General features: G+C 72.3%; 20 protein-coding genes. 12 read left to right on the top strand and 8 right to left on the bottom strand.

Annotation, left to right across the window (positions count from 1 at the left end):
• The first annotated feature begins 150 nt into the window (after window positions 1–150).
• The 6 genes from ACZ418_RS16850 to ACZ418_RS16825 all read left to right on the top strand — a co-directional run bounded on the left by ACZ418_RS16850 (window position 151) and on the right by ACZ418_RS16825 (window position 5,197).
• Window positions 151–1,527, top strand: coding sequence for a hypothetical protein (locus ACZ418_RS16850; RefSeq protein WP_468362966.1), 1,377 nt, complete (start codon window positions 151–153; stop codon window positions 1,525–1,527).
• A 232-nt stretch (window positions 1,528–1,759) separates the two neighbouring features.
• Entirely contained in the window at window positions 1,760–2,098 is a 339-nt protein-coding gene (locus tag ACZ418_RS16845) for a helix-turn-helix domain-containing protein (protein WP_468362964.1), read from the top strand.
• 230 nt (window positions 2,099–2,328) lie between these two features.
• Window positions 2,329–2,532, top strand: coding sequence for a cold-shock protein (locus tag ACZ418_RS16840; protein WP_007383480.1), 204 nt, complete (start codon window positions 2,329–2,331; stop codon window positions 2,530–2,532).
• 253 nt (window positions 2,533–2,785) lie between these two features.
• A complete protein-coding gene (locus tag ACZ418_RS16835; RefSeq protein WP_468362962.1) occupies window positions 2,786–4,339 on the top strand; it encodes a DEAD/DEAH box helicase in 1,554 nt (517 codons plus the stop codon).
• 91 nt (window positions 4,340–4,430) lie between these two features.
• The gene (locus tag ACZ418_RS16830; RefSeq protein ID WP_468362960.1) at window positions 4,431–4,835 is read left to right on the top strand and encodes a CBS domain-containing protein; all 405 of its coding nucleotides are present in this window, start codon (window positions 4,431–4,433) and stop codon (window positions 4,833–4,835) included.
• 74 nt (window positions 4,836–4,909) lie between these two features.
• Window positions 4,910–5,197: an SCO5918 family protein gene (locus ACZ418_RS16825; RefSeq protein WP_468362958.1), complete on the top strand. Its 288-nt coding sequence runs from the start codon at window positions 4,910–4,912 to the stop codon at window positions 5,195–5,197.
• Window positions 5,198–5,280: 83 nt separating this feature from the next.
• Here ACZ418_RS16825 and ACZ418_RS16820 read toward each other — a convergent pair whose 3' ends face one another.
• Window positions 5,281–5,790 carry a DinB family protein gene (locus tag ACZ418_RS16820; RefSeq protein WP_468362956.1) on the bottom strand — a complete coding sequence of 170 codons (510 nt, stop codon included), beginning with the start codon at window positions 5,788–5,790 and terminating at the stop codon, window positions 5,281–5,283.
• A 476-nt stretch (window positions 5,791–6,266) separates the two neighbouring features.
• Here ACZ418_RS16820 and ACZ418_RS16815 point away from each other — a divergent pair, with 476 nt between their 5' ends.
• From ACZ418_RS16815 to ACZ418_RS16805, 3 genes are all read left to right on the top strand, one after another.
• Window positions 6,267–6,872 carry a phosphatase PAP2 family protein gene (locus ACZ418_RS16815; RefSeq protein WP_468362954.1) on the top strand — a complete coding sequence of 202 codons (606 nt, stop codon included), beginning with the start codon at window positions 6,267–6,269 and terminating at the stop codon, window positions 6,870–6,872.
• 217 nt (window positions 6,873–7,089) lie between these two features.
• Window positions 7,090–7,752, top strand: a complete 663-nt coding sequence (locus ACZ418_RS16810) for a response regulator transcription factor (RefSeq protein ID WP_468362952.1) — start codon at window positions 7,090–7,092, stop codon at window positions 7,750–7,752.
• Window positions 7,749–9,134: a sensor histidine kinase gene (locus ACZ418_RS16805; RefSeq protein WP_468362950.1), complete on the top strand. Its 1,386-nt coding sequence runs from the start codon at window positions 7,749–7,751 to the stop codon at window positions 9,132–9,134. The genes ACZ418_RS16810 and ACZ418_RS16805 overlap by 4 nt, the downstream gene beginning before the upstream one ends.
• A gap of 35 nt (window positions 9,135–9,169) precedes the next feature.
• Here the strand turns inward: ACZ418_RS16805 and ACZ418_RS16800 are convergent, their stop codons facing one another.
• On the bottom strand, window positions 9,170–10,033 hold the full coding sequence (locus ACZ418_RS16800) for a TrmB family transcriptional regulator (protein WP_468362948.1): 864 nt from the start codon (window positions 10,031–10,033) through the stop codon (window positions 9,170–9,172).
• Between the two features lie 246 nt (window positions 10,034–10,279).
• Between ACZ418_RS16800 and ACZ418_RS16795 the strand changes: the two genes are divergently transcribed.
• Complete coding sequence (locus ACZ418_RS16795) at window positions 10,280–11,542, top strand: S53 family peptidase (RefSeq protein WP_468362946.1); 1,263 nt, start codon at window positions 10,280–10,282, stop codon at window positions 11,540–11,542.
• 82 nt (window positions 11,543–11,624) lie between these two features.
• On the opposite strand, the gene ACZ418_RS16790 is transcribed toward ACZ418_RS16795, so the two are convergent.
• The 5 genes from ACZ418_RS16790 to ACZ418_RS16770 form a co-directional block, all read right to left on the bottom strand.
• Complete coding sequence (locus ACZ418_RS16790) at window positions 11,625–11,984, bottom strand: PASTA domain-containing protein (RefSeq protein WP_468362944.1); 360 nt, start codon at window positions 11,982–11,984, stop codon at window positions 11,625–11,627.
• Window positions 11,985–12,089: 105 nt separating this feature from the next.
• Window positions 12,090–14,354: a transglycosylase domain-containing protein gene (locus tag ACZ418_RS16785; protein ID WP_468362942.1), complete on the bottom strand. Its 2,265-nt coding sequence runs from the start codon at window positions 14,352–14,354 to the stop codon at window positions 12,090–12,092.
• A 20-nt stretch (window positions 14,355–14,374) separates the two neighbouring features.
• The gene (locus tag ACZ418_RS16780; protein ID WP_468362940.1) at window positions 14,375–16,702 is read right to left on the bottom strand and encodes a bifunctional polysaccharide deacetylase/glycosyltransferase family 2 protein; all 2,328 of its coding nucleotides are present in this window, start codon (window positions 16,700–16,702) and stop codon (window positions 14,375–14,377) included.
• Between the two features lie 14 nt (window positions 16,703–16,716).
• Window positions 16,717–17,460, bottom strand: a complete 744-nt coding sequence (locus ACZ418_RS16775; RefSeq protein ID WP_468362938.1) for a hypothetical protein — start codon at window positions 17,458–17,460, stop codon at window positions 16,717–16,719.
• Between the two features lie 98 nt (window positions 17,461–17,558).
• Window positions 17,559–18,020: a DUF1877 family protein gene (locus ACZ418_RS16770; protein ID WP_468362936.1), complete on the bottom strand. Its 462-nt coding sequence runs from the start codon at window positions 18,018–18,020 to the stop codon at window positions 17,559–17,561.
• A gap of 424 nt (window positions 18,021–18,444) precedes the next feature.
• Here ACZ418_RS16770 and ACZ418_RS16765 point away from each other — a divergent pair, with 424 nt between their 5' ends.
• Both ACZ418_RS16765 and ACZ418_RS16760 read left to right on the top strand, forming a co-directional pair.
• Window positions 18,445–19,077 carry an RNA polymerase sigma factor gene (locus ACZ418_RS16765; RefSeq protein ID WP_468362934.1) on the top strand — a complete coding sequence of 211 codons (633 nt, stop codon included), beginning with the start codon at window positions 18,445–18,447 and terminating at the stop codon, window positions 19,075–19,077.
• Between the two features lie 55 nt (window positions 19,078–19,132).
• Complete coding sequence (locus ACZ418_RS16760) at window positions 19,133–19,957, top strand: hypothetical protein (RefSeq protein WP_468362932.1); 825 nt, start codon at window positions 19,133–19,135, stop codon at window positions 19,955–19,957.
• A gap of 130 nt (window positions 19,958–20,087) precedes the next feature.
• On the opposite strand, the gene ACZ418_RS16755 is transcribed toward ACZ418_RS16760, so the two are convergent.
• A complete protein-coding gene (locus ACZ418_RS16755; RefSeq protein WP_468362930.1) occupies window positions 20,088–22,145 on the bottom strand; it encodes a cell wall-binding repeat-containing protein in 2,058 nt (685 codons plus the stop codon).
• Window positions 22,146–22,573 lie beyond the last annotated feature (428 nt).

The following is a 22,573-nucleotide window of genomic DNA, read 5'->3' as shown; positions in this document are numbered from 1 at the left end:
GTGTGTGACGTCCGGCCGGGTCCTTGCGCTGGACAAGTGTCCCCTGTTGATCAAGACACGGCGGTGACGAGCAACTGGCCCGACCGCCCTGCTCGTTGCCTGCTGCACAGCTCACCTGCAGACGTCCTACTGAAGGAAGCGACCGGATACTTGCGCACCAGACAGTTCGCAGCAAGAGCAGCACTCTCCGCCGCCCTGGGCCTCTCGCTCCTCGGCTTCGGAACGGCCACGGCCGCCGCAGACACCAGTACCCCACTGCCGATCGGCTCGTATCGTGACATCGCTGTCGACGCGGCTCATCAGCACGTGTTCATCAGCGACCCGGTCGGTGGCAACGTGGTGGTGACGGACTACGCCGGCCAGGTCGTGAAGCAGTTCAGCGGTGAGGCCGGCGCCTGGGGAATGCAGCTTTCCAGCGACTCCGGCACGCTGTACGTGGCACTCCGCGACGCCGGCGCCATCGCCGCGATCGACACCGCCACGCTGCAGGAGACCGCCCGGTACGACACCGGTACCGGAGCGGGCGCCTACGCCGGCCCGACCTCCCTCGCGCTGGCCGGCGGGAAGATCTGGTTCGGCTACAGCATCGACACCTGGCACGGTGCCCTCGGCTCCCTGGACCTGAACGGCGCGCAGCCGGTCGTCACCCGGAGCCAGGGCCTCGACACGTTCCGCGACGCGCCGCTCCTGGCAGCCACGCCGCAGCATCCGGACACCCTCGTCGCCGCCGAGTCCGACGGCAACTACGCCACGGTGGCGGTGTACGACGTGAGCACCGGCCAGGCCGGCGCAACGGCCAAGCGCGTCAATCCGGGGCCGGACGGATGCGAGAGCCTGCAGGACCTCGCCCTGACGCCGGACGCCGGACAGGTCGTCATCGCCTGCGCCGCGGCCCATTACCACCAGGTGTTGCGCACGTCCGACCTGTCGGACGACGGGATCTACACCACCGGCTGGTCTCCCGACGCGGTGGCCGTCGCGCCCGACGGCACGGTCGCGGCGGGCGTCTACGGGCCCTCCGGCCCCGACGTCCAGCTGTTCACGCCGGGCAACTCCACGGCCTTCGCGGCCTGGGACTTCCCGCCGCCCTCCGACTACGCCACCACCACCCTCGAGTCCGCCGGTCTGGCCTGGGCTCCGGACGGCAGCCGGATCTTCGCCGTCACCGAGGCAAGCAACTCCTCGTCCCCGACGCTGCAGGTCCTGAACCACCCGCAGGTCGCCACCAGCGTCACCGTGCAGGCACCCGCTTCGTCGCCCCGGAACCAGGACCTCACCCTCACCGGAAAGCTCGAAGCGCGCGTGGGATTCGGCGCGGGGAGCACCGTCGACATCTGGCGGCTCGACGACCCCACGGCAGGTGAGGGCACGCTGATCGGGTCCGCGCCCGTCGCCGCCGACGGCACGTTCAGCTACACCGACCGGCCCAGGGCCAAGGGCAATGTCCAGTACACCGTCCAGTACGGGGGCGACGCACGGCACGCCAGTGCCTACGGCACGGTCACGGTCGACATCACCTCCGACTGAGTCCCTGGCGCCGCTGTCTTCCTGCCGTATGGCAAGCGTGCGGCAGGAAACGGCACCGCTCGGGATCGGTGGGTGGCGTGGGCCTACGACGGCTGGTCCGGCCGTACACGGAAAACTGTCACGGCGAGGCCACATCTGCCCGCCCCGCGGCGTTAGGGTTGTCGGACGAGGCAGATGGCGCTGGGTCTTCGGAGCGCGGGTGCCACGCCGCGTCCCCCGAAACGAAGGTGCCATGCCCGCCGAGAACGCCTCTGCCGCCGGCAACCTCGACGACGACGACTACCCCGCCTACACCATGGGGCGGGCCGCGGACGTTCTCGGCACCACCCCCGCCTTCCTCCGGGCCGTCGGCGAGGCCGGACTGATCAGCCCCCTGCGTTCGGAAGGCGGCCACCGCCGGTACTCCCGCCACCAGCTGCGCGTCGCCGCCCGCGCCCGTGAACTGGTCGACCAGGGCACTCCCATCGAGGCCGCGTGCCGCATCATCTCCCTGGAGGACCAGCTCGACGACGCCCTTCGGCTGAACCGGGAAATGCGCAGAAAGCTGGACGAGCGCGACGCGGATATCTAGTCCCGCCACTGCAGAATTACGGAGCGCGCCGGAGCGAGAATCACCGGACACCCCGGAAAACGCATTCACGCTGCCAGCCGACTGTGTTAGCGTGATAGCAGTTGCAGTTTTGGTTGCCAGAGATTTTTGTCTTTGCAGAGCTTTCCGGATCTTTCCGGAGGGGTGATCATCGCGGCGACTCGGCTCCGCAGAGTGCGGAGTCCGGCACTGCCCCCCAAGGGAGATTCAATATGGCATCTGGCACCGTGAAGTGGTTCAACGCGGAAAAGGGCTTCGGCTTCATCGAGCAGGACGGCGGCGGCGCTGACGTGTTCGCCCACTACTCGAACATCGCCACCTCCGGCTTCCGCGAGCTTCAGGAAGGCCAGAAGGTGACCTTCGACGTCACGCAGGGCCAGAAGGGCCCGCAGGCCGAGAACATCGTTCCCGCCTGACGCTGACGCGACCGTCGCGAGCCAGTGGTTCGCGCATCATGAGGCTGGGGCCCGCGCTCTTGGGGTGCGGGCCCCAGCCCATTGGTTTTCCCGGTTTCCGGGTTTCCGGGTTTTCCCGGACCGCCGGCTGTCCCGGCCACAGCGCCACGAGGCCCGGCTCTTCTTTTTTCTTCGGCTCATTCTTGCGAATCCCGGTGCGGCCATAGCCGCTGGACGGAATTCCTCGATACGCCGCATCGAGGAAGGTTCCTCCATGAACCGCACCCGTCGCACCGGAGGCACTTCCGGTGGCTTCCGCGCGGACCGAAGGTCCACGCGTTCGGCAGGCTCCACCCTCTCGACAGGCACCGCTTCCGGCGGCCGCTTCCGTACGCAGGGGGCGGGCCGCCAGGCTCCCCGCCCGGGCGCCGGACGAAAGAGCGGCCAGGGCGCACGCACCACCGCGCGCCGACAGGAGTTCGCCCTGCCGGTCACCCTCACCGAACCGCTGCCGGCCGTCGAGACGTTCGCCGAGCTGGACATGCCCGCACGGCTGCTGGCCGCGCTCGGCGCCGAGGGTGTGGCCGTGCCCTTCCCGATCCAGGCCGCCACACTGCCCAACGCGCTGGCCGGCCGGGACGTCCTGGGCCGGGGCCGTACCGGCTCGGGCAAGACGCTCGCCTTCGGTCTGCCCCTGCTGGCCCGCCTCGACGGGCAGCGCGCCCAGCCCCGGCGGCCGCTCGCCCTCGTCCTCGTCCCCACCCGGGAACTGGCCCAGCAGGTCACCGACGCGCTCACCCCGTACGCCCGCGCCCTGCGGCTGCGGCTCGCCACCGTGGTGGGCGGCATGTCGATCGGCCGGCAGGCGAGTGCCCTGCGCGACGGCGCCGAGGTCGTCGTCGCCACGCCCGGCCGGCTCAAGGACCTCATCGAGCGGGGAGCCTGCCGGCTGGACCAGGTCGCCGTCACCGTCCTGGACGAGGCCGACCAGATGGCGGACATGGGCTTCATGCCGCAGGTGACCGCGCTGCTCGACCAAGTCCCCGCCCGTGGCCAGCGGTTGCTGTTCTCGGCCACTCTGGACCGCAACATCGACCTCCTGGTGCGCCGCTATCTCCACGACCCCGTCGTGCACTCGGTCGACCCGTCCGCGGGAGCCGTCACCACCATGGAGCACCATCTGCTGCACGTGCACGACGCCGACAAGCACTCCGCCGCGACCGAGATCGCCGCCCGCGACGGACGCGTGCTGATGTTCCTGGACACCAAGCACGCGGTGGACCGGCTCGCCAAACATCTGCTGTCCGTCGGGGTGCGTGCCTCGGCCCTGCACGGCGGCAAGTCCCAGCAGCAGCGCAACCGGACGCTCGCCCAGTTCAAGGAAGGCCATGTCACGGTCCTGGTGGCCACGAACGTCGCCGCCCGCGGCATCCACGTCGCCGGCCTCGACCTCGTCGTGAACGTCGACCCTCCGAACGACCACAAGGACTACCTGCACCGCGGCGGCCGTACCGCACGCGCCGGCGAGTCCGGCACCGTCGTCACCCTCGTGCTGCCGCACCAGCGGCGCGCGGTGGACCGTCTGATGAGCGACGCCGGCATCACCCCGCAGACCGCCCGGATCCGCCCGGGCGAGGCCGAGCTGCAGCGCATCACCGGCGCCCGGACCCCCTCCGGCGTGCCGGTCAGCCTCGCCGCCCCGGTCGACGCTGGACGCCAGGGCGAGGGATCCGCCGCCCGGAGCCGCAGAGGCCGGGCCGCCGGCCGCGGCGGGACCGACCGGACCGCCGCCCGAGCCCGCCGTTTCGCCGTGCGGAAGAACTCATAGCCCGAGTACGCCGATGCACTCCCGGTCATCGCCGGGAGTCGTCGCCCGGCCCGCTCAGCCCGCCCGGCCCGACGAAGAGGAGAAGCGCCTGATGCCGATTCCGCCCCGAACACGACAGGCCGACGGCGCCGAAGGCACCGGTCTGACCGCACGCGACGCCATGCATGGTCCAGGGCCCCAGGTGGACGACCACATGGCCGTGGACGTGGCGCTGTCCGTGCTCATCGGTGCCCGCGTCCCGCACCTGCTCCTCCGCGACGAGGACGGGCGGTGCGCGGGTCTGGTCACGCGGTCCCAGCTCGCCGCGCACCGCGGCGGCACGTGGTACCGCGACGGGACGCGACTGCGGGACATCCCGCTCGACCGCGGTCCGTTCACCTCGTCCAGGGCCGTACTCGGCGAGGCCCAGGCCGCCATGCGCGGCCGGAACCTGGACGTGTCCCCCGTCATCGACGAGCACGGCTACGCCCTCGGCGTCCTCGCTCTCACACCCTGACCGCCGTCCGACCGCCGTAGCGCGGTCGAGCCGGCTCTCCCCGGTGTTTTCCCCACCCCCTTGTGGAGGCATCCATGCGCTGTGTCATCGCCAGATTCCCGTTCGACCTGATCAAGAGTGAGGTCGAGCAGTCCATGAGCGGCATCACGCCCGAACCCGTCACCGGCGTGTCCGTGACCATCGGCCGCCGCGTCTACCCCGTGATGCAGGTCGGGCAGGTGATCACCCGTTTGGACCGCCGCGACTTCACCACGATCGAGATGCGGCGGGCCCTGACCCGGCTCGGCTTCACCTGCCACGACGCGCGCCCGGCCGCGCCGGCCCAGGACGCGCAGGCCGACGAGCGTGCGCTCGGTTGGTGAAGCCGCACGTGCCCGTCATCCGCTTCATGAAGCAGGCCCAGGTCCGCAGACCTGGGCCTTCCTTCTGTGTGCGGTGATGCGGGTCAGGCGCCCACCGTGCCGTCCACGCCCTCGCGGAGGAAGTCCGCGTGGCCGTTGTGGCGTCCGTACTCCAGGATCATGTGGAGCATCACCATTCGCAGGGACACGTCCTCGCCCCAGCGCGGCTGGTGCCCGGCGAGGTCGAGGGACTCGGCCTCGCGCTCGATGCGGCGCGAGTGCTCGACCTCGGCCTGCCACACCGCGAACGCCTCCTCGGCGCTCGCGCCCGTGGTGTCGTACGCGGCCTGGAAGTCGAACTCCTGGTCCGACCAGAGCATCGGGGCCGCGTTGTCGTCGAACACCCGGCGGAACCAGGCGCGTTCGACCTCGGCCAGGTGCCGGACCAGGGCGAGCAGGGAGAGGGTCGACGGCGGGCTCGACCGCTCCTTGAGCTGTTCCTCCGTCAGACCCTCGCACTTCATCGCCAGGGTCGCCCGGTGGAAGTCCAGGAACGCCCGCAGCGTCTCGCGCTCCGTACCGAAAAGGGGCGGGCCCGTACGTTCGACGGCCACGGTGGGTTCCTTTCGTGGGTGACGTGGGGTGTCGAACGTACCGCGCCCCCGCGGCCGCCGGAGCACGGCCGCGGGCCTAGGAGCAGTGTTCGCCGAACTCGCCGCTGCCCGGCGGCCTGGCGTACACCACGGTCCTGACGATCCTGTCCCGTCTCCAGGGCATGCGGGCGCCTGCCACTCGGCGCTCGGTGCCCTGCCCCGCATCCTCGGCACCTGCGCGGCGCGGGGCCTCGAGGTCGGGCGGCTGCGTGACCACGGATGGCCTTCGCGTGGTGCGCGTCACCCGGGAACGTTCCCCGGGCGCCGTTCGTCTACAGTTCCGTAGACCGTCTACTTCGCTGTAGTCATTCGTTGCCGGGCGTTCACTCTCACCCGGTCCGCAGGGAAGGCCCCCCCATGACCCGTCCGCCGCAGCCGGCCCCGCAGCCCGCCGTCCACGTGTTCTTCCGGGGCGCCGACGCGACGGGAGGGAACCAGTGATCCTGGCCGTCGACGGGTCCTCCGTCGACGGCTCCGTCTACTCGGACGTGGTGCGTCTTGCGCAGCACTCGCCCGGCTGGCTGGACGACACGGTCTCGGCCTGGTCGACGTACGGGCTCGCGGTGTTCGCCGTCCTGGCCGCCCTCGGCTGGTGGCGGGCCCGGCACACCGGTGCCGCCGCCGCGGTGACCGCGCTGGTGGTACCGGTGGTCGTGGTCCTCGCGTACGGAGTGGACGCCGCGCTGAAGCTGGCGGTGCGCGAGGACCGGCCGTGCCAGAGCCTGCACGTGAGAACGCTGGAGGCGTGTCCGGCGCCGGGCGACTGGTCCTTCCCGAGCAACCACGCGGCCGTCGCCGCCGCCGCTGCCGTGGCGCTGGTGTTCGTCTCGCGCCGGCTGGGAGCGGCCGCGGTCGTGGCCGCACTGGCGATGGGAGCCTCCCGGGTGTGGGTCGGCGCACACTATCCGCACGACGTCCTGGCCGGCCTCGCCGTCGGCGCACTGGTGGCCTTCGGGGCGATGTCCGCGGCGCGACGACAGGCGGCAACCCTGGCACGATGGCTCACCGCCAGGCGCCTGGGCGCCCTTCTGGTGACCTCGTGAGCCGTGGCGACGGTGCCGGCGGCCGGTGGCGCGCCGATGCGCCGTCGGCCGGCAGGCGGTCCACCGGTGACGGCCGGCAGGCGGTCCTGGGGATGGCCCGGCAGGCGGTCCACCGGTGACGGGCGGCCCGGCGGCCGCCGCATCGTCCCGGGCGGCCCGGCGACCGCCGCAGCGTCCCTGACACGTACGAGTCCGACCGGAAGGCCTCTGGAGCAACATGCGCCTCAAGATCCTTGTCGTCGAGGACGATCACGCCCTGCGGGACGTACTGCGCCGGGGCCTGTACGACGAGGACTTCGAGCCGGTCCTGGCCACCGACGGCGCCACCGCCCTGGGGCTGGCCGGCGCCGACGTCGCCGCAGCCGTCCTCGACGTCGGCCTGCCCGACGCGGACGGACGGGACGTGTGCCAGGCGATGCGGGCCAACGGCTTCCTCGCCCCCGTGATCTTCCTGACCGCCCGGCACCAGCTCACCGACCGGCTGTCCGGCTTCTCCGCCGGCGGGGACGACTACCTGCCCAAGCCCTTCCACCTCGCGGAACTCGCCGCCAGGCTGAGAGCCGTCCTCAGACGGACCGGCACAACGGCGGTGGCCACGGCCGGAGACCTGGTCCTGGACGCGGTGCAGCACAGCATGACCGTGAACGGTGCCCGCACCGCCCTGTCCCCGACCGAGTTCCGGCTGCTCGCCACGCTCGTCGCCGCCGACGGGACCCTCGTGCGCCGCCGCGACCTGGTGCGGGCCGGCCGGCCAGAGGGAGCGCAGGTCGGCGACAACACCCTCGACCAGTACCTGAGCCGACTGCGCCGCAAGCTGCGCGAGGCGGGCAGCGGCCTCACCGTCGGTACGGCGCGGGGGATCGGACACCGTCTGTCATGAACCGTGCCTCCCGTCGCCTCCGCCGCCTGGCCCCGCGCACCCTGCGCGGCCGGCTCTCGCTCGCGGCGCTGGCCGCCACCGCCCTGCTGATGACGATCCTGACCGTGGTGTTCAACGTCGTCATGGACCGGCACCTGCAGCACCAGGCGGACGACGAACTGCGCAACCGTGCCGCAGCCGTGGCCACGACCGTCGACACGAACGGCCCCCGGGTACGCGTCCTGGAGACCGTCAACGACCGCCTCCTCGACGCGAACGTGTGGATCTACGCCGGACCCCGCCTGCTGGAGAAGCCGCCGTCCGCCACGGCCGGCAGCCCGCTGACCCGGGCCGCCGACCGGCTGGCCGAACAGCCCGGGCACGCCTGCGCGACCGTCCACACCCACGGCCACCCGCCCGTCAGGCTGTGCTCCCACCCCGTCCCCGGCCGGCATTCCGCCGCCACCGTCGTCACCGCCCTGGACCTCGCTCCGTACCGCAGCTCGGCCGACACCCTGCTGCTGGCGTCACTGATCCTCGACGCCGTGATGCTCGGCTGCACCTACGTCCTCACCCGCCTCTCCGTCAGCCGGGCACTGCGCCCGGTGCGGACGATGACCGACCGGGCCACCCAGTGGAGCGCCATAGGCTCCGACGAGCGCTTCGGCACGGCGGACCACCCGGCCGAACTCGCCCGCCTCGGGGCGTCGCTGGACCAGCTCCTGGACCGCACCCGCACCGTGCTGCGCCATGAACAGCAGCTGACGGGAGAGCTGTCGCACGAACTGCGCACGCCGCTCACCCGGATCATCATGGAACTCGACTGGTGGCGGAGCCGCCCCCGCACGGACGCCGAGACCCGTGCCACGCAGGAAGTGATCTCCGAGGCCGCCCAGTCCATGCGCACGATCTGCGACACGCTGCTGAACGACGCCCGCGAGAACGCGCTGAACCCGGCGACCACCCCGGGGACGACCGATGTCGTGCCGGTCCTGGACCGGCTGCTCCAGCACCTCGACACGCCGGACCGGGTGAAGACCGCGGTCGAGGCGGAAGCGCCGGTGCTGGAGGCAGGGGTCGCCCCCGCGCTCCTTGAACGCATCCTCAGTCCCCTGCTCGCCAACGCCGCCCGCTACGCCCGCTCCCGGGTGACCGTGTCCGCGGTGCGCGTCCCCGGCATCGTGCGGATAGACGTCGCCGACGACGGTCCCGGCGTGCCGGAGGCGTTCGTGGCCGAGCTGTTCCAGCCCGGCCGACGCGCCGACTCCGGCGACGGCCACGACGGCGCGGGCCTGGGGCTGCCGCTGGCACGGCGCCTGGCCCGTGCCGTCGGGGGCGAGGTGTCGTACGCCCCCGGCCCCACGCCCGGGGCGAGGTTCACGGTCAGCCTGCCGGCCGGGTGACCGAGGGGTGCACAGGTGGGCCGCCCTGGCCCGTCCTACGGTGCGGTCCGGCCGCGGTCGCCGTCGTGCGGGGCAGGTGTGGCGGGCGTGACTGGTGGTGGGGCGGGTGTGGAGTTCGTCCACACCGTGTGGAAAGCCAGGCGCAGGCAGGCCGCGAGGGCCGGGTGCTCGATGAAGAGGGTGGTGGTCGAGTCGGCGCCGGCCACCGGGTCGGGCATGTCGCACAGGACGAGGGAAGCGTCGGCGATGACGAGTTTCAGGGGGAGTTCGGGTGCGAAGCGGGCCTCCTCGCCCGCCGCGGCGAAGCGCCGTACGTGTTCCACCTGCTCGGGGTCGTCCAGGGCGTCGTCGAGGTAGATCGCGCGGACCGTGCCGCCCGAGTGGTGGAGCCGGTCGACCACCGCCAGGCCGTCCGTGTTCTCGGTGGGGGCGACGAACGGCGGCTTGCAGAAGGTGAGCAGTTCGTGCCGCGCCTGCCGCTGGATGTCGGCGAAGCGTTCGGCGATCGCCTTCGGGTCGCGCAGGATCTCGATGTAGTCCAGCGGGTCGGTGTGCTCCCGGCCCTGGGACCACAGGGGCTGGAGGATGCCGGCCAAGTCCTGGGAGACCCGGTCCAGTCGGTCGATCGTCTCCCGTTGCGCGGCCATCAGGCGGGCGAGGGCCAGCTCGGGCGTGACGGCGGAGTACGTGGCCACCCGGCCGGGGTGGGTGGTCGCCAGCTGCCGCCGTACGAGGGCGTCGAGCACGTCGTACACGCGCTGGCGCGGCACGTCGGCCTCCCGGGCCACCTCGGCGGCCGTGTAAGAACCACGCCTGATGAGGGTCAGGTAGACCCGCGCCTCGTACCGGGCCAGGCCCAGCGACATCAGGTCGTTGATGGTTCCGTCTTCGAGCTCCATGGCTGCACAACGTACCCGGCGACGCGGAGTGTTGCGGCCAAGGTTTTTACCAACTGCCTCTGTTCTCTTCAGCAAAGTGTCCTTAGCCTCATCTGTAGCCACCACTGACCAGGGTGGCAGCATCAGCAGGATGCCCGAATCGACTCCACCCGGCCACCCCCAACGGAAAGCGATTGTCATGCACCTGATAACAACGCCTCCGGCCGCCGTCGTGGAGCCACCCATCCCCCCACGGAGGGCAGTTCATTGCAGTCTCATCGCAGAAGGAACCCGATACGCCGCGGCGCGCCCGCGCTCCTGTCTGCAGCAGCTCTGATCACCGGCGGCCTGGCCGTCGCCACGCAGTCGGCGGCCTTCGCCACGACCACCACCACCGCATCGCCCACGGCCTCCACGACCGCGACGGTGCACACCCGCTCGCTGTGTTCGCAGCCCACCAAGCCCGGCTACATGGCCTGCCAGGCGGTCGTCCGCACCGACCTCACCTCGCAGAAGTCCCTGGGCCGCCACGACACCCCCAAGGGCTTCGGACCGGCCGACCTCCAGGCCGCCTACAACCTGCCCAAGGACGGCGGCAAGGGCGCCACCGTCGCCATCGTCGACGCCAACGACGACCCGAACGCCGAGAAGGACCTGGCGGCCTACCGCTCCCAGTACGGCCTGCCGGAGTGCAGCACGAGCAACGGCTGCTTCAAGAAGACCGACCAGGACGGCGGCACCAACTACCCGGCGCCCGACTCCGGTTGGGCCGGTGAGATCTCGCTCGACGTCGACATGGTCAGCGCGGCCTGCCCGCAGTGCAAGATCCTCCTCGTCGAGGCCAAGTCCGCCAACATGGACGACCTCGGCGCGGCCGTGAACCAGGCCGTCAAGCAGGGCGCCAAGTACGTTTCCAACAGCTACGGCGGCGGTGAGGAGGCCGCCGACACCAAGGCCGACGACCAGTACTTCAAGCACCCCGGCGTCGCCATCACCGTCAGCTCCGGCGACAGCGGCTACGGCACCGAGTACCCGGCCGCCTCGCAGTACGTGACGGCCGTCGGCGGCACCTCGCTCAAGAAGGACAGCAGCACCCGCGGCTGGTCCGAGTCCGTGTGGGGCACCTCCGCCGGCGGCGACGGAGCGGGCTCGGGCTGCTCGCAGTACGACGCCAAGCCGTCCTGGCAGAAGGACACCGACTGCGCCAAGCGCGCCGTCGCCGACGTCGCGGCCGTCGCCGACCCGGCCACCGGTCTCGCCGTCTACGACACCTACCAGGCGAGCGGCTGGAACGTGTACGGCGGCACCAGCGCCTCCGCGCCGTTCATCGCCGGCGTCTACGCCCTCGCGGGCACCCCGGCCTCCGGTGACGTCCCGGCGTCCTACCCCTACGCCCACCCGGACAAGCTGAACGACGTCACCGCCGGCGCCAACGGCTCCTGCGACACCTACCTGTGCAAGGCCGGCAAGGGCTACGACGGCCCGACGGGCCTCGGCACCCCGAACGGCGTCGCGGCCTTCACCAAGTAGAAGTCCAGCGCGGAAGCTCTCCTTCGCCCCGCCGGCCGTACGGCGGGGCGAAGTGCTGTGCGGCGATCCTCTTCGGCAGGGCCTAGAGCAGGTGGCCGTGATGACGCTCGCGCCACGTCGGCTTGCCCACGCCGAGCACGAGCACCTGCTTCACTCCGAGCTGCGCACCCGCCTTCACCGACTGGGTGTTCACGTCCCAGTTCGATGCGACCAGCACCACCGCATGGTTTCCGTCATCCGCCCGCAGCTCGATCCGGCTCTTCGGCACACCGAGCCTCTCCAGCTGGTCCTCGGCCTTCTCGGCGTTCTTCCCGACCAGATCGGGCATCGTCACCGGGCCCGTCGCGACCGGCGCGGGTGCACCCGTCCCGAAAGCGCCGCACCCGGCCAGCCCCGGCACCACCGCGAGGATGAGCGCCGCGCCGCAGATGTACTTCCTCAAGCTCTACTCCTGGGCCTCGCGGTTCCGCCCTGCGGTTCCACCTACGTACGAAGATCCTGGGCACCACACCGGGCTGTTGGCAGCCGGGGCGTCGTACCGCAGTCGTCAACGGCACTTGTGCGCATGGCACTTAATCCCAGGCGAGGGGGCGCCCGGCCCGGGGGTGGTGGTGCCGGGGGTTCGCTTGCCCGGGGTGCCGGTGTGCTTGGCCGGGGAGTGGGTGGGCTTGGGGGAAGGAGAGGGGACGCCGGGCTCGTTGTTGCCGGGGCCCAGGGGGGCCGGGGTGGGGAACGGGAGGTCGGGGAGGCCGGAGAGGGCGTCGTGCATGTACTGGGTCCAGATCTCGGTCGGGATGTCTCCGCCGAACACCTTCTGCAGGCCGCCGACACCGGCCAGGGACTGGAGCTGGGGGTGGGCCGGGTCCTCCTTGAAGAGGACGACCGACGTGGCCAGTTGGCGGGTGTAGCCGATGAACCAGGCCGAGCGGTAGTCGTCGGTGGTGCCCGTCTTGCCCGCCGCCGTACGGCCGAGGGCCTGGGCCTTGGTTCCGGTGCCCCGGGTGATCACGCCACGCAGGACGTCGGTCACGTTGTCGGCGACCGGCGCGGGCAGGGCTCGTACGGGGGTGGGGGCGGTGAAGCCGGGCAGGACCGCGCCGTCGTGGGTCACCTTCGTCACCGAGTACGGCGTGGCCTGCATCCCGGAGGCGGCGAACGTCGCGTACGCGCCCGCCATGCGGATGGCGCTCGGGGTGGAGGTGCCGATGTAGAAGCCGGCGCTGGGCGCGGCGAGGCTCTCCGGGCGCAGGCCCAGGGCCTTCGCCGTCCGGGCCACGTCGCCGTAGCCGACGTCCTCGCCCAGCTGCACGTACGGTGTGTTGACCGACTGTTCCATCGCCGTGCGCAGCGGGATGTACCCCCAGCGGTGCGTGGTGTCGTTGTGCTGGTGGAGAAGGCCGGTGGGGTCCTTGTCGTCGGTGACGTAGTTGCCCTGCTGGTCCTTGATCTGGATGCCGTCGTCGCCGTCGAACTTGCTGGCCGGGGTGATGGGCGCCGGGGGCGTGCCGGGTTTCAGGACGGCCCCGTACTGGAGCGCGGAGGCGAGGACGACCGGTTTGAAGGTCGACCCCACCGGGACGCCGGAGGTGTCGGCGTTGTCCGAGTAGTGGGCCTGCTGGTAGCCGGGGCCGCCGTAGACGGCCAGGATCCGGCCGGTCCCCGGGTCCACCGAGGCGGCGCCGACCTGGACATTCCGGTCGGCGGCCCGGTGGGCGGGGTCCAGGCGCTCGGCGCGGACCTTCGCGACCGCCTTGGCCAGCTCGGCCGTCTTCTTCCGGTCGAAGGTGGTGTGGATCTGGTAACCGCCCCGGCTCAGGCTGCTGTCGGTGATGCCGGGGTCGTGTGCCTGGACGTACGAGCGGGCCAGCTGGGCCAGATAGCCGGTCTGGCCGGTGAGCCCGGATCCGGGGGCCCACTTCCTCGGCGTCGGGAAGCCGGCCGCCGCGATGCGGACGCGCTGCTCCTGCGTCAGCTTGCCCGTCTTGACCATCCGGTCGAGCACCCAGGACCAGCGGGCCTGCGCCTGGGCCCGGGCCCGGGGGTCGGCGTCGGCGTACTGGAAGAGGCTCGGCTCGTTGACCGCGGCGGCGAGGAACGCGCCCTGGCTCACGCTGAGCTTCTCGACCGGGAGGCCGTAGTACACACGGGCGGCGGCCTGGATGCCGTTGGCCTGGCGGCCGAAGAAGCAGGTGTTCAGATAGCCCTGGAGGATCTGCTGCTTGCTCATGCTCGCGCCGATCTTGGCGGAGATCAGCAGTTCCTTGAACTTGCGGGAGAGCGTCTGCGACTGGTCGAGGTAGGTGTTCTTGACGAACTGCTGGGTGATCGTCGAGCCGGACTGGACGTTACCGCCCTCGGCCATGTGCACGACGGCACGCGCGATGCCCTGCGGGTCGATGCCCGGGTCGGTGTAGAAGGAGGCGTTCTCGGCGCCGATGAAGGCCCACTGCACGTCGGCGGGGACCTGCGCCAGGGTGACGTTCTCCCGGTTGACGCTGCCGTCGGTCGCCAGCACGGTGCCGTCGGACCAGTAGTAGACGTTGTTCTGGAGCAGCGCCTTGGGGTTCGGGTCGGGGATGGTGATCGTGGCGTAGGCGTACCCGACGGCCGCGGCCACGGCGCCGACGCAGAGCAGGAACGACGCGAGCATCTGACGCCACGACGGCAGCCAGCGGCGCGGGCCGGTGCGGCCCGCTCTGGGATAGTCGATCCAACGTTTCTGCACGTCGGTGCGGCGCCGCCTGCCGCGGCCGACCGCCGCACGGCTGCCGGAGCTGCTGCGCTGCGGCGGTCGGCGCCGGGTTCCGCTCATGTGCTCGGATCACTTTCCTTTCAGTACCACTGGGTGGTGTCGTGGGGAACGGGCTGCCCGTGGCCGGCCGGTGGCACGGGCGCGGGCCGGGGAGGGCCGCCGTACGGTTCCGGCTGCGGAGCGCCCCCGTACGGTTCCGCCGGGGTGCGGTCGTACCCGGAGGGCCCGGAAGGGTGCGTGCCCGGCGGGGCCTGCAGGCTGCCGTAGCGCTCCACGCGCTGCCAGCGCAGGCGGGAGCCGGACACGGCGGTGAAGACGGACTGGATCACCACCAGGTACATCAGCTGCCGGTAGACGAACTGCTGCAGCGGCAGGCTCCACAGCGGGCCGGGGCGTTCGCCGTCCAGGCGGAAGGCGTACAGGCCCAGGCCCAGTTGCAGCAGCAGGAAGGCCAGCCACAGGCCGGCGATCCGGAGCGGGTCGAGGAAGACCAGGCCGTACAGGGCGAAGATGTCCACGGCCGGCGCGAGCAGGGGCAGCAGCACCTGGAAGAGGAGGAGATAGAGCAGGCCCCGGCGGCCCAGTTTGCCGGCGGCGCCGCGCTGCGCCAGCGCGCCGCGGTGCTTCCACATCGCCTGCAGGGTGCCGTAGCACCAGCGGTACCGCTGCCGCCACAGGGCGTTCAGGGAGGCGGGTGCCTCCGTCCAGGCCACCGCGCCCTCCTCGTACACCACGCGCCAGCCGTCGCGGCACAGCGCCATGGTGAGGTCGGTGTCCTCGGCGAGGGTGGCGTCGCTGACGCCGCCGAGGGCGAGCAGCGCCCGGCGGCGGAAGGCGCCGACCGCACCGGGCACGGTCGGCATGCACTCGGCGAGGTCGAACAGCCGGCGGTCGAGGTTGAAGCCGACCACGTACTCGATGTGCTGCCAGCGGCCCAGCAGGCCACCGCGGTTGACGACCTTGGCGTTGCCCGAGACGGCGCCCACCCGGGGGTCGGCGAAGGGCTGCACGAGGGTGCGGACGGTACCGGGTTCGAAGACCGTGTCGCCGTCGACCATGACCACCAGGTCGCAGGAGGCCGCGGCGAGCCCGGTGTTGAGCGCGACCGGTTTGCCCGCGTTCTCCTGCCGGATCACCCGCACGCCCGGCAGCCGGAGCGACTCCACCAGGTCCGCGGTGCCGTCGGTGGAGCCGTCGTCCACCACGATGACCTCCACCGGGTGGTCGGAGGCGACCAGGGAACGCACGGCGGCCTCGATCCCGGCGCTCTCGTTGTACGCGGGGACGATGACGCTGGCCGGCTCGGTCACCGGCGGCCCCCAGGAACGCCCCCGCCCCCGGGAGCGCAGGCGCCGGTGCCGGCGGGCCGCGATCAGCATGACCGCCGCGCGCAGCACGCTGATCACTCCGGCCGCGAACATCAGCGCCCCCAGCAGCCGTACGACCCAGTCGCCGGTCCGCACCACCGCGATGAGCGCCATGCCCTGGAGGTGGTCGCCGAGGCCGGCGCGCTGGACGGGACCGGCCATGCCGACCGCCGCGCCGACCGTCGCGAACCGGAAGCCGTGTGCCTTGAGCCGCGGGATCAGGGTGTTCAGGGCGGCGACGGTCTGGGAGCGGTCACCGCCGCCGTCGTGCATCAGCAGGATCTGCCCCGCGTGGCCGTGCGGGGTCGCGTTCGCGAGGATGCGGGCGGTGCCGGGTCGCTGCCAGTCCTCGGCGTCCTGGGTGGAGAGCACCGTGACATAGCCCGCCGTGTCGGCCTGCTTCAGAACGGACCAGTCGGCGTCGTCCAGTGCGGCGTTCTTCGAGGAGTACGGCGGCCTCAGCAGTGCGGTGGTGATCCCGGCCGCGCCGGCCACCGCGAGCTGGGTCTCGCGCAGTTCCAGGGAGCGCTGCCATGGGGCGAGGCGGGACAGGTCGGGGTGCGTGAAGGTGTGGATGCCGATCTGGTGGCCGTCGGCGACCATCCGGCGGACCAGGTCCGGGTGGTCCACGACCTCGGTGCCGACGACGAAGAAGGTCGCGTGCACATGATTGCGCCGCAGCACGTCGAGGATGCGCGGCGTCCAGCCGGGGTCGGGGCCGTCGTCGAAGGTGAGGGCGATGGTGCGGTCCTTCACCTGGACGGTGTGCGCGGCGGAGGCGGCGTTCGCGATCACCGGGCCGCCGTGGACCACCCGGCCGGGCACCGCGTCGCTGCGGCCGCGGGCACCGGTCACGTCGTCCTGGCTGATCCCGAACATGTGGTGGGTGTAGCCCTGCAGCAGGAGGGCCGTCGACAGGGTCACCGCGAGCACGCTCAGCAGGAGCCAGTGGGTGCGCGGTGTGATCTGGGAGGTGCGGCCGCGGCGGCGGACAGGGGCCTTGCGGCGGGAGGGCGCGGTGCGGCGTCGGCGGTCGGTCACGTCAGGGCCTTGGATCACTTCACGGGCTTGTGGGACGAGCCGAGGGCACGGCCCTTGGGGGCGGGGCCCGAGGTGGCGGCCGCGGCGGTGGTCCGTTTGGGCGCAGCGTTGGGCGCGGCCGTGGCCGCGGGGGTGGTCGGGGCCGTCGTGCGGCCGGACTGCGCCGTGGGGCGGGCGCTCGCGTGCCCTGCGACGGGGTTGGCGTCCGCCGCCGCGCGGCCGGTGCCGGACGGTGAGTCGGGGGTGGTCACCCGGGGCGTGGCCGGGTGCGCGCCGTCCGGCTGCGGGACGAACGGGGCGCTGATGGTCGGGCCGCCCAGCAGGGTGCTGACCAGCAGGGCGACATAGCCGCCGGCGGGGATCATCAGCAGCCGGGCGGCGCGCAGCACGCGGCGCTGGCGTCGCCCCGAGGAGTCCACGAAGACGGGCCGCTCCGGCTCACCCGCCGGTGTGCCCGGCTCCCTGTCCCGGTCCGGCTCCGTCGCCCAGGTCGGTTCCGCCTCCGAGTCCGGTGCCGTTCCCCAGGTCGGTGCCGTCCCCCAGGTCGGTTCCGTTCCCCAGCCCGGTTGCGACCAGCCGGGTTCCGGCACGAAAGGGACGGGGTGCGGGTCGGAGGGCGCCTGGTGCACGGCGGCCCAGGACAGCGTGGCCGTGTCGGTGTGGGCGCCACCGACCTCGTGACCGTGGGCATACGCGTACCCGACACCGCCGTACGGCTCCTCGCCGTACGTTCTGCCGCTTTCGTCCGTCCACCGCACGAGTCGTGTCCCCTGTCCTGGCCGACCGACATGGTCGTCCGCATGGACAGAGCGCGGCGGCCCGGAACTGTTACACCTCACTCCTCAGCGGCCACTCCTCACTCCTCGGGCAGCCACTTCACCACCGCGTCCCCGCGCTCGGCCGTGTGCGTGTAGAACGCCTTCAGTTCCTGGTGCGCCGCCGCGAACGCCCGCCATGTCTCGGGCTCCGCTCGCACGCCGCCGTAGCGCGGCAGCAGTGCGTCCCGGGCGAAGTGCCACAGGGCGTCGAAGTCGGCCATCGCCAGGAACCCGGAGACCCGGCGGGTCTGGGCCGCCGTCAGCACCAGCAGCGGTGGCTTGTGCCGGTCGACGCGGAACACCGGCCGGCCGCCGAGCACCACCTGGGTCTGGGGCCGGTCCTGGGCGAGGGGGTGGGGGGAAGCGCCGGTGTAGATGCGCTCCTGGTCGCGGTAGCGGCGGAGGGTCTCCGAGTCGTCCTCGAAAATCCGTTCCAGCCAGGTCGAGCTGTTGCGCAGTGCCGGCGGCGGCACCGCTCGCAGACGGAGGTACGCGCTCATGCCACAAGGAGCGCAAGGGCCCGTCGAAGCATCACGCCCCCGGTGCGCGCTGCACGGCACGAGCCGCGCGCGGGGCGGCCGGGCCCTGTGCAGTGGTCGGGGCCCTGGCCGCCCCATCCCTCTCCGCGCCGCCCAAGGGGGGAGTCGCGGACGACGCGGAGAGGGGTCCGGGGGGCGGGCTGCGGCACCGGCGCGGGTGAGCGGCCGGACCCGCGCGGTACCGCACCCGGCACTCCCCCAGCGCACGGCCCGCGGGAAACGTCACGCGGCCGCGACCGCAGGTCACCGGGGGTCGCGTGAAGGGCTCCCGGCGCGTTGTGACACTTCTGTGCGCGCGGACGCTGGTCACTGTGGGGCCATCGATGCGTCAGGGACGCGTCGGACGGCACGAGCTCGCTATGAACCGGTGCGAACGAGGACAATCTTGGGCCAGGTACGGCAACCCCGGCGCGTACAGGCGTACGACGGGGAACTCGGCGCGGCGGTCGCACGGGCCCAGGAGGGTGACGAGGCCGCCTTCGCGGTCGCCTACCGGTTCGTGCAGCCGGGTCTGCTCGGCTATCTGCACGGCATCGTCGGCGACGACGCCGAGGACGTGGCCGCCGACGCCTGGCTGGAGATAGCCCGCGACCTCGGTCGGTTCAAGGGCGACGGCGCCGGTTTCCGCGGCTGGACCGCGACCATCGCCCGGCACCGGGCGCTGGACCATCTGCGCCGCCAGAAGGTGCGGCCCCGGGCGGGCGGGACCGAGCAGGACGTGCTGGACCTGCCCGCTCCGCACAGCACCCATGAGCAGGCCCTGGAGTCCCTCTCCACCGAGCGGGCCCTGGAACTGGTCCGCGGACTGCCCCGGGACCAGGCCGAGGCCGTGCTCCTGCGGGTCGTGGTCGGCCTCGACGGTCCCGCCGCCGCACGGGTCCTCGGCAAGCGCCCCGGAGCGGTGCGCACAGCGGCCCACCGAGGCCTGAAACGCCTCGCGCGCCAGCTCGGCATCGGCGGCGAGGCGGACATGGGTGTGACGGATGGGGCTTCCCGGACGCTGGGGGAGTCGACATGAGGCACCGAACGAATCGAAACGGCCGGACAAGAACGGACGGGAACGGAAGACGGACATGGGTGAACGGCTGAGCGGCGACGGAGTCCAGGGCCGTCGACGTGTGCGGCCCGGCGCCGTGTCCGGCGCGCCGGGTGCGGCTGAGGCCGCCGCGCTGGAGACGGCGCTGGCCGCCGTCCTGCGCGCCGGCGATCTCGACCCCCGGGCCGAGCAGCGGGCCGTGGCCGCGTTCCGGGACGCTCGCGCCACGGGCGCGCACCGTGCACGCAGCCGACGGCGGGACGACTGGCGGCCGGCCGCGGAGCGGCGGGTCCGGCGCCCGGTGAAGATGACGTTCGGCGTGGTGTTCGCCAGCCTCACGCTGGGCGGCGTCGCCGTCGCGGCCATCGGTTCCGTCGGCTCCTCCACGGGCGGCGGACCGCACTCCGCGCACCCGCCGGCGGTCGCCCCGCAGCGGCCGGGCGGTACGGCGTCGTCGGCTCCCTCCGCCGGCTCCCGGCTGGCGGACCGCCCGCCGTCCGCGAAGGACACCGAAGCCCACTGCCGTGCCTACGAGCACGTCCAGGGCCGGGGCAAGGCGCTCGACGCGCGAACCTGGCAGCGGCTGGTCACGGCCGCCGGCGGCAAGGACAAGGTCGCCGCTTACTGCTCCGAGCAGCTGGCGCGGGCGACCGCCACGCCGAGCCGGTCGGCCGGCACGGGCAAGTCCGGCGAAAGCGCCGGGAGCGCCGGCAACGGCACGACGGGCAAGGCCGGCACCTCGGGCAACGGCACGTCCGGCAACGGCACGACCGGCAACAGCTCCGGCGGCAGCTCCGGCGACACGGGCAACTCGGCCGGGAGCGGCCAGGCAGGCGGCGGCCGGAGCGGCGGGAAGCACTGAGCGCTCTGCTGGAGGTGCCGCGATGTGCCGTCGGTCGTCTGCGGCGCCGTCGTGGCCGGTCGTGCCCACGCGGCGGAGCCCCCGGGCCGGACAGGACCCGGGGGGTGCGGACCGCGAACCGTCTCGCCGGCTAGCGGGCGGTGTGTGCGTCGGGTGCGGGCAGGTGCCCGCCGGGGACCACGGTGGGGTCGGGGGTCGGGTGGGTGACGGTGGTGGTGGAGCGGGTCGACGTGCCGAAGGACTGGGCCGTGGCGGTCGTCGACGGCGGGTTGCCGTTCGCCACCCAGTAGGTGGTCGTCCAGGCGCTGCTCGCGGCGATCGCCGAGGCGATGGCGGTGCGGTTGGCCGCCGGGTACGAGGTGTTCCCGCCGAAGGTCTGCACCGACCAGATGCTCGCGGCCTCCTGACCCAGGTAGTACGAGGCCGGTGCCGAGAGCGTGGACTCGGCGGACCAGAGCATCGGGCCGTACGTGGCCGAGGCGGCACCGCCCGCGACCGCGTTCTGCCAGGTCCAGGTGTCCTCGACGACGGCCTCGGTCGGCGCGGTCCACCAGAAGCGGGCCAGGTTGGCGGCCACGTCCTCATGGGTCTTGCCGCCGATCGTCCAGAAGCTCCACGCCTTGTTCAGGGTCACGTGCTCCATCGCCTGGGTGGCGTTGTAGCCGACCGCCACCATCTTGGTGGTCCTGGGATCCAGGGTGTTGAGGTAGTTCTTGACCGAGGTCGGAACCGTCCTGCCGTTCGTCAGCAGGACCACTCCGGTGCCGTGGTAGCCCAGCGCGCCGGCGGCCGTGGAGGCGGCGATCGGGTCGTGGTAGTCGTTGCCGTCGGCGACGAAGATCCAGCTCGGGGTCGCGCTGATCTGCTTGGCGACCCGGACCGACAGCGAGGAGAGGTCGGGGGCGTCGAGACGCAGCGGCTTGTAGCCGAGCGCCTGGACCTGGCTCGCCACCTTGGAGCCGAGGATGCCGGTGCTGCCGTTGAGGTAGACGGTGCTGCCCTTGGGAAGCGAGCGCTTGAGTTCCTGGGCCGCGGCGGAGTCCAGTCCGCTGCCCGAGGTCATCAGGACCGGGCCCTGCTTCTCGGCGGCCAGCGCGATCGCCGGGGCGGAGTAGGTGGCGTTGCCCTTGTTGACCAGCACCGCGGACTTGGCGGTGAGCAGTCCGGGTACGTGCGTTGCGCCCACGGTGTCGAACGTCCACCGGGAGGCGGCGGCGTCGATGCCGGTGGAGCCGGTGCCGTAGACCCGGATCAGGGAGTTCTTCCGCAGCGGCTGCCAGGCCGGCTTGGCGCCCTTGCCCGCGCCGGTGACCTCGGTCGACGTACCGCTCGCCAGGTCGAGGATCCGCACCGTCTGCACGTCGTCGGACCAGCCGGCGTGCGAGCTGTGCGCCTCGTAGGCGATCCGTCCGCCGGCCGGGTCCCAGGTCGGGGAGCCGTGGTCTGAGGGGTCGGTGGTGACCTGCTTGACGTCGCTGCCGTCGGCGTTCGCCGTGAACAGCTGGGTCCAGCCGTCCACTTCACGCGTGAAGACCAGCTTGGTGCCGTCCGCGGAGAACACCGGCGAGGAGCCGGAGGCGATGATGTTCTTCAGCGCCTTGGTGGACGGGTTGTAGGTCCAGATGCCCAGGCTGTCGTAGCAGCCGTAGTTGTGCCGGCGTTCGAAGGCCAGCGTGCCGGCCGGGCTCGCCGTCGGGTGGACGTCACAGACCGTCGACGGCTCCTGGGCGTCCGTCAGCAGCGGCTCCGGCGCCCACGATCCGTCCGAGGGCCCGTAGGCGAGCTGGCCTGCCGTGCTGAACACCACGTACCGGCCGTCCAGCCAGAACGTGGGGTCCTCGTACGACGCGCTGGAGCGCACCTTGGTGGCCCACGGCAGCGTGACGAGCGAGGTGGTGCCGGAGACCCGGCCGGTGGCCAGCTGGCTCCAGCCGGCCACGACCTTGCTGCCGTCCGGCGCCCAGTTCGGGGTGTAGCCGAAGTTCGGGATGTTGGGGACGGAACGCAGTCCCGTGCCGTCCGCGTTGACGGTCTCCACCCCTGTGGAACCGCCGTACAGGCCGAGTTGACCGGCCGTCAGGTCATCGGTCGCGGCCTGTGCGCCCGGTGCCGCCGCACCGAGCAGGCCGGCCGCCAGCGAGGCGGCCGACGTGAGCGCCGCGAGACGGCGGCGCGTGCGAGATCTCAACGAGAAGCCCCCCTGAAGAGTGCCTGCTTGTCCGCCGCGAGCGTCTCGGCCCGTCGCTTCCCGGGAACGTGTGTGCAGCCCGGGCGTCCGCGGCGCGCGCGGCTGTCGCGCAGCGCTCCTTCGGGTCCCAGCGATCACTCGTCGGCAGCAGGACCGTATGTGATGACGCGCGGGGGGCACCGGAAAGTGAGTTCGAACAGTGGGTGAACAAAAGGCGCGGCGCGTGAACGGCAGCACTGCGCTCGGTGTTCGTCGCGGCAGGCGTACTCGGCTCGGCGCAGCGGACGTTACTTCCGTCGGCGGACGCGTCGGGCCGGTCGGCCGGGGACGCTGGTCGGGCGCCCGTGGCCGGACCTGGAGGAAGCGAAGTGAGCCGTCGACTGTCACCGAGGGCCCGTAAGAGCTGGGTCGTCGTGCATGTGGTCGCC

Source organism: Streptomyces sp. NPDC030820, from assembly GCF_055572075.1.
Note: the sequence above shows the minus strand (reverse complement) of the source record. Positions and strands in the feature narration are given on the sequence as shown.